General features: G+C 47.0%; 6 protein-coding genes and 1 pseudogene. 3 read left to right on the top strand and 4 right to left on the bottom strand.

The window, feature by feature from the left end; all coding sequences use genetic code 11:
• Positions 1-11 precede the first annotated feature (11 nt).
• The 3 genes and pseudogenes from BZG83_RS09885 to BZG83_RS09875 form a co-directional block, all read left to right on the top strand.
• Positions 12-449 carry a hypothetical protein gene (locus BZG83_RS09885; protein WP_077480331.1) on the top strand — a complete coding sequence of 146 codons (438 nt, stop codon included), beginning with the start codon at positions 12-14 and terminating at the stop codon, positions 447-449.
• A gap of 207 nt (positions 450-656) precedes the next feature.
• Positions 657-914 (top strand): hypothetical protein, encoded by a 258-nt coding sequence (locus BZG83_RS09880; RefSeq protein WP_077480330.1) that lies wholly within the window; start codon positions 657-659, stop codon positions 912-914.
• A gap of 87 nt (positions 915-1,001) precedes the next feature.
• Positions 1,002-1,223, top strand: a pseudogene (locus tag BZG83_RS09875) (hypothetical protein); the annotation flags it as partial.
• Positions 1,224-1,247: 24 nt separating this feature from the next.
• Here the strand turns inward: BZG83_RS09875 and BZG83_RS09870 are convergent.
• The 4 genes from BZG83_RS09870 to arcA form a co-directional block, all read right to left on the bottom strand.
• Positions 1,248-2,359, bottom strand: a protein-coding gene (locus BZG83_RS09870; protein WP_241825750.1) for an IS3 family transposase whose coding sequence is annotated in 2 segments (ribosomal slippage) — positions 1,248-2,107 and positions 2,107-2,359 — 1,113 coding nt in all. Because the reading frame shifts where the segments join, the coding sequence is not laid out codon by codon here.
• A 167-nt stretch (positions 2,360-2,526) separates the two neighbouring features.
• Positions 2,527-3,672, bottom strand: a complete 1,146-nt coding sequence (locus BZG83_RS09865) for a DUF3103 family protein (protein ID WP_077480329.1) — start codon at positions 3,670-3,672, stop codon at positions 2,527-2,529.
• 400 nt (positions 3,673-4,072) lie between these two features.
• Positions 4,073-4,837 (bottom strand): outer membrane protein, encoded by a 765-nt coding sequence (locus BZG83_RS09860; RefSeq protein ID WP_077480328.1) that lies wholly within the window; start codon positions 4,835-4,837, stop codon positions 4,073-4,075.
• A 197-nt stretch (positions 4,838-5,034) separates the two neighbouring features.
• A complete protein-coding gene (gene arcA, locus BZG83_RS09855) occupies positions 5,035-6,255 on the bottom strand; it encodes an arginine deiminase (protein ID WP_069587982.1) in 1,221 nt (406 codons plus the stop codon).
• Between the last annotated feature and the right edge of the window lie 318 nt (positions 6,256-6,573).

Here is a 6,573-nt window from a genome sequence, read left to right as displayed (position 1 = left end):
GGTAATGAATTATGGTCGATTTGACTAACAGCAATGGTAGCACTAATGATACTCAACAGGTGCAGGAACAAAAACAGCAACAGTGCTTTACCCGCTCCGATGTTGCAACCACTAGGAGAGCAATACAAGATCTGAAAAGTCAATCAGAGAAGCTAAAAGGCTCACTAAGCCAGTCTCTAACTGAAGCTGATAACACTTCCCTTGAAGAGTTCCGAACTATTTGGGACAAGCGGGATAAGTTAAATCAAGTGAATAATCAAGTAAAAGAGCTAGAACAAAGCATAACCGAAATAATGCCAAGTCTTAGCAAGGCCAAACTGTCTAATGAAGAGAAAAACGAAATCGCTGGCCTATATAACTCAAAGCTATACACGCAAAGCCAACTTGCTGAGCAATACGGTGTATCTCAGCCAACGATCGGTGATGTGGTAAAAAAGAACAAATCATAACCCAGCCAAATATTGGAGGTTTATTTATGAGTGGTGAAAATAATGTCATAGACTTTCAAAGTCGAAGACGCAGCGTGGATAAATCACGCTCTGACGGTGAAGCCGAAACACCATCAGGTGGGAGTAGTGTCAAGTTAAGCCAACGGCTAAGAGACTCTATTGACGATGGACTAAAGCAACAGATGCGTGAACAAATGAGGAAAAAACATGGGCTCGAACAACAGTAATGACACTAGTTTACAAGACCAACAAGCATCAATTTTAGATGAAACTTACAAATTAGGTTGGATGGATGGCTACGGCGAGGGATACGATGATGGGGTTGCCGATACAGAGACTGCACTAAATAATCTTGAAAACGAGTTAGAACTAATGGAAGAAACCGCTAAGGAAAAAGACAGTATCATTGATGAGCTAGCATCAAATGCAGGTAAGTCATTACAAGCAGTTAAAAAACGCCAGTAATTGAGCTCTTTCCGTACAAGGAATACCGAACCATAAATGAGAATAAATACATATTAACTCCATGATATCAATACCATGGAGTTAATCATGCTCAAAATAACCAACCTTCAACAAACTTCAACCCTACCAATCACCACAATCCTACAAGCACAAGTTAAAGCCATACTCACCGAACCATTTCACGACGAATATGAAACCCAACAGGTATGGGATGAACTGCAATGTGAACTCTGGTTCCTCACATCAAAATCCGAACTTTCTGTCGTCGTCGCCGAAGATATCGAAATGCTAAAACAAGCGCTCACGTACAACTGTAATGTAACCCTCCCTGTTTTAGTGGCACTCTAAATTAGAGTTTTTCCTACTTTCATGCCTTGCTAAATACTCCCAAGGAGTCAGATCATCGAGTGAGTCATGAGGGCGTTCATCGTTGTATTCCTTCATCCATTTTTCTGTCAGGTCTCGGACTTCACTCAAGGTTTTGAATACGTACATGTTGAGTATTTCTGTCCGATAAGTTCGGTTAAATCGCTCTATATAGGAGTTCTCCGTTGGTTTGCCTGGGCGAATAAATTCCAACTCAACTGCGTTCTCTTCCGCCCACTCAGCCAGCGTGGTCGAGATGAATTCAGGGCCATTATCCATGCGCAGCTTACTGGGGTACCCTCGCCAAGCAATAATGCGTTCTAGCACCCTTATAATGCGTGGTGCTGGCAGATTGAGATCTACTTCAATCGCTAGCACCTCACGGTTGAAATCGTCCACGACATTGAACGTACGAAAGCGCCTGCCGCAGAGCAAAGAGTCACTCATGAAATCGATAGACCAGCAACTGTTGATCGACTCTGGACTTGCCAGTGGTGCTGGATTTCGTTTTGGTAGGCGCTTTTTCCCCTTGCGCCGTAGGTTTAGCTTGAGCGAACAGTACACTCGATGGACTCGTTTATGATTCCATCGGTGTCCCCAGCGCCTAAGTACTTTAAATAATTTGCCAAAACCGTAGGCAGGATAACGCTCTGCTGCGTCCTGCAACGTCGCGATAACCTCATCATCCCGATGTGGATCTGGTCGGTAACGATAGACTGAGTCGCTAATGCCAACTACGCGGCAGGCCATTCGCAAACTGACCTGATAGTGTTTGCGAGCGTAATCGACAAGCTCGCGCTTAACCGCTGGCCCTACAGCTTTTTTTCCAGAATATCTTTAACGATACGGTGCTCAAGGCTTAGGTCGGCAAACATTTGCTTGAGCCTCCGATTCTCATCCTCAAGCTCTTTAAGCCGTTTAACATCTGACGCTTCCATCCCACCATACTTGGACTTCCAGTTGTAGTATGTTGCATCAGAGATGCCATATTCGCGACAGACTTCGTTGACCTTTCGGCCTGCTTCGACTTCCTTCAAGATCTTTACGATTTGTGTTTCTGTGTAGCGTGATTTTTTCATCATGCGTTCTCCGTTTGTTTCAGTGTAAACGGAAAAACTCTAGTTGCTAATGACCAGTTTTTTGGGGAGGGTTACAGTACGATCAACTACCATGCTTGTTGTTACGACGAAAAACGCAGCCCTGAGGCTGCGTTTTGTCTATCTAGCTCAATGAAACCAAGCCTGGATTATTTAGTTGGCTCGATAACCAAAGGTTCCCACGTAGCGGTGGCGTTGCCGCCAGCACCGATGTGATCTTGGTAGGTGCGGTCTTTGAGGAGGGTGTAGTACACGTCCACAAAGTCATCATCGTTGGTGAGCCAGCCGTCGGGGATGGCTTCGATGATCTTACCGGTGATTTTGGTGATCACGCCGTAAGCTTGCACTTCAAGATCGGGGATTGCTGCAATGATATCGCTAGCAATTTCGTTGAGTTTAAGCGCCAGCTCTTTGTAGTTGGTGCCGTCGTCTTGTTCCATCAAGATAACGTCCGCGGCGCCCCAACGATAACGCTCCCAGTGGATCATTACCTGATTAGGATGATAGGTGGTTTTGTCGTAATCCAAATAAGGCATATCCACAATATCGAGCGTCGGCTCGTCACGGCTTGGGTTCACACCGGTCACAATGGCATACACTTCCGCCGCACCAGAGATCCAAGGTTCTTTGTCATCTTCAAGGCGAATCGTTTTCAGCACTGTGGTGTGAATGGGTTGTGGCTCTGCTGCCATCATTGGGGCGCTGCGACGGACACGCGGTGCAGGGTTTTGCTCTGCGAGGGTGCGGCGCATCACTTCTAGGCCAGCTTTCAGTGAGGCTTTGCCATTGGTGTCGACTACTAAGACAGGACGGTCTGGCATTTGGTAGACGTCGAGCCAATGGGTATTGCCTTCAATGTCAAATGCTTCGATTTGCGTCCATGTTTGCTCATCGCCAGCAGGTTCAAAGGCGAACAGCGGAGATTGACCCGCTTGCCAGCGTGCGAGCATGCTTGGGTCGGCCAAGCGAACTTCGAGCAGTTGGTCGGCCACTTCTTCGACGCCTTGCGCTTCACGCAATGCACGGTCGGCGCTGTATAGCTGCGAGTCAATGCTGCGTTTACTGCGCGCGCTACGCGTTTGGGGCTCGGTGAGTGATGAGAGTGACGCGCTTAAGCTGTAGCTGTTAATGCTACGGTGCAAGGTCGGCGCAATCAGCTCGTACTGGTGGCTCAGTTGTTTGGCGGTGTCGCGCTTGATCTCTACCACGGTGTTGTCTGCACTGCCGGCAAAAGCAGGAGTGAAAACTTGAGTAAGACCGGCAAATAGCAGCGAAATCAGTGTTTTTTTATTCATCGCATTTCCTTTTTGTTGTGTTCCAACTGACGTTAGCGAGGCTAACGTTTTGTATCTTGCGATGCTTGTCTTCAAACACGCTATCTCTAATAAAAAGGGCTGTGAACATAGTTCACAAAAAACATGAAACTCTAATGCGAAATTAGTAATTTTTGGCAGTAGAGTAAACACTCAATACAAAAAAGAAATGATAAAAGTAGGGGTTTTGTTTAAACATCAACATCGAAACGTTGAGAATAACGCGCTGAATTATTGAGTGATTTGATAATTATTAGGTGATAAATCTGGTAAAAAATAAAAGTCAGAAATGAGAAGGCACGCTGAACGTAAACATGACGGCAGACGGTAAAACTGTAAGCGGTGACCGAGACAATCGGCCACCGTGACGTCAGACAAAATCTTAGAAGGTGTAATTCAAGCCCAAAAAGGCTTGATGGGTGTCTTCAAAGGTAATGCGTTGGCCTAGCAAGACATTGTCGTCTTTTTCGAGTTTTTCGTAGCGGTAGCCAAGCTCAAGACTGAAATGATCGGTAAATTCGTGACCAATACCGGCGCTGATACCGGTTGCGAGTCCATCGGTCTTTGTTCGCCCTTTTAGTGTTTCGCCCATAGCGCTAGCAGAGTATTGAATCTCGTTGTCGTAGTGACCAATTCGTGCCCCAATACTGAGATAGTTTTTTGGCATAAAGTGGTACAGGTAGTCAGCGCCCACACCGTACTGGTAACCTTCTCTACTTAACTCTGCGCTTAAATTTTCGTTATTTAAAGACAGGCTATACGAGACTTCGGTTTCAATATTACGTTGTAAGTAACCGTACACCCGCAGGTTTTGGCCAAAATAGCTGCCGACTTTCAACGTTGCCATACCGCCATCATCAATATCGTTTGCACGTTGTTTGGCTGTATCGCTACTGGTGTCGCTACCAAAGCGAATATAGCCAAGCTCACCGCCTACATAGAGGCTGCTTTCAATATCCCAATGCCATGTTGATGTGAAGTGATAGTCATCATCGTTTATTGAAAGCGGGGAGGGCGTTGTTGCTTTTTGTGGCATGGTTTTGAGCGCTTGAATGACTTGCTCTTGCTGAGTTTTAGTCATATCAGCCCATGTTGCTGGTGCAATAAAGAGACTGAACAGTGCAAGCGATAAGTACTTCATTTTCATGGATAGCTTCTTTTCTCAATGGTTAGGTTGGGGTCCCATCCATAGGGTTGTTGTGACTGATTGTTATGTGATCCGTGTCAAAAAGCGGCGGGAGTATATAGTGAGTTTAAAGTCTGTGCAATATTTATTTTTTTCAGTTTAACTCTTTGTAATTAAACAATTTAAAAGCCGCTGGCAAGGCAGCGGCTAACAGGCAGTTAGATACCGTCGCGTTCCAGCGGGCAGCTCATGCAGCGCGCGCCGCCTCGGCCTCGTCCGAGCTGATCTCCGGGCACAGATAACACCTTGATACCCGCTTTATCATATTTTTCATTGGTGTAGGTATTGCCTTCGTAGCCAATAACAACGCCAGGGCGTACGGTTAGCACGTTGTTGGCGTCGTTCCATTGCTCACGCTCGGCCGCGTAGCTATCACCACCGGTGGTAATGATATTGAGTGGGCCGACATCCAGCGCTTTTTCAATCGCGGTGAGGTAGCAAGATTGCGCTTCCACGTTCAGGCTGTCTTCCCCTTTGCGGGTTAAGCGCCAGCATGGCAAATCAGGACGCATCACGGTGGGGTAGACCGAGAAGGTATGCACATCCATATGGGTCATTACGGTATCAAGGTGCATACACGAGCGGCTTTTCGGCAGTTGTACCGCAATCACTTCTTTGGCTTGACCACTAAACAGCAGGCTTCGCGCCAATTGTTCAACCCCTTGAGGCGTGGTGCGTTCCGACATACCAATTAAGACAGCGCCGCGGCCAATCACTAACACATCGCCGCCTTCAATCATGGCGTTGTCGTAATCACGCACTTCATCACCGAGGTAATTAATAAACTGGCTTTCTGCAAATTCGGGATGCCAGCGATAGATGGCGCGCAGGTGATTGGTTTCACGTTGGCGTGCGGATTTTGCCATTGGGTTGAGTGAGACACCGCCATATACCCAGCAGGATGTATCTCGGGTAAATAAGTGGTTCGGTAGCGGCTCAATCACGAAATCGGTTTTGTCGTGCATCGCTTGCATCATTGAGGATGATTGCACGGGCAAGTCAATGTAGCTTAATCCGCCGAGTAAAATGTCGGCGAGTGCATTGTGATCGATATCGGCCATGTAGGCGCGCACGTCGTTAGCAAACTGATAGCCGAGGCGATATTGGTTGAGTTGGGTGTCGAGTAGCCATTGTTTTGCTTCTGGCACGGCGAGGGTTTCAACCAGCAAATCATGAAGCAAATAAACCTGCACCCCTTCGTTGGTTAAGGTGCGGGCGAACATATCATGCTCTTCTCCGGCTCGTTCCACCGCCAGAACATCATCAAATAACAGCTCATGGCAGTTCGATGGCGTCAGGTGGTTTAACGCTCGTTCAGGGCGGTGAAGCAATACCCGCTTCAGTTGCCCAACTTCTGATCCAACGTAAAACTCACTCATGGTAGGTCCTCTTTTTCCTTTCTACGGGCCAGGCAATGAGACAGACTACATCGCCTTACACACGTCATTGTGTGTCACCAGTGGTGCGGGGAGTGCAGGTCTTGCTCGAGGGACGGGCGTGTCTCATGTCCTCCTTGGATGGTCGAATAATGACAACCTTCTGAAAGCAGGTCAATGTTACAATTCACTAACAATCCCAGCGGACTAGCAAGGTCACAGAAAATTCATCAACTTGGCGACTTTCTGGTCAGTTTGCCTTTTTATCAACGTGGCATTTTTTGCTAAACCGTGCCATATTGCGCCCCACATTCACTATTT

It is taken from the genome of Salinivibrio sp. PR919 (assembly GCF_001995355.1).
GTDB classification, from domain to species: Bacteria; Pseudomonadota; Gammaproteobacteria; order Enterobacterales; family Vibrionaceae; genus Salinivibrio; species Salinivibrio proteolyticus.
The sequence above is the reverse complement of the archived record's forward strand: the minus strand, read 5'-3'. Positions and strand labels throughout refer to the sequence as shown.

What these genes read in the sequence shown, in the direction of transcription:
- BZG83_RS09885 (WP_077480331.1), top strand. Translation starts at nt 12, where the DNA reads ATGGTCGATTTGACTAACAGCAATGGTAGCACTAATGATACTCAACAG.
- BZG83_RS09880 (WP_077480330.1), top strand. Translation starts at nt 657, where the DNA reads ATGGGCTCGAACAACAGTAATGACACTAGTTTACAAGACCAACAAGCA.
- BZG83_RS09865 (WP_077480329.1), bottom strand. Translation starts at nt 3,672, where the DNA reads ATGAATAAAAAAACACTGATTTCGCTGCTATTTGCCGGTCTTACTCAA.
- BZG83_RS09860 (WP_077480328.1), bottom strand. Translation starts at nt 4,837, where the DNA reads ATGAAAATGAAGTACTTATCGCTTGCACTGTTCAGTCTCTTTATTGCA.
- arcA (WP_069587982.1), bottom strand. Translation starts at nt 6,255, where the DNA reads ATGAGTGAGTTTTACGTTGGATCAGAAGTTGGGCAACTGAAGCGGGTA.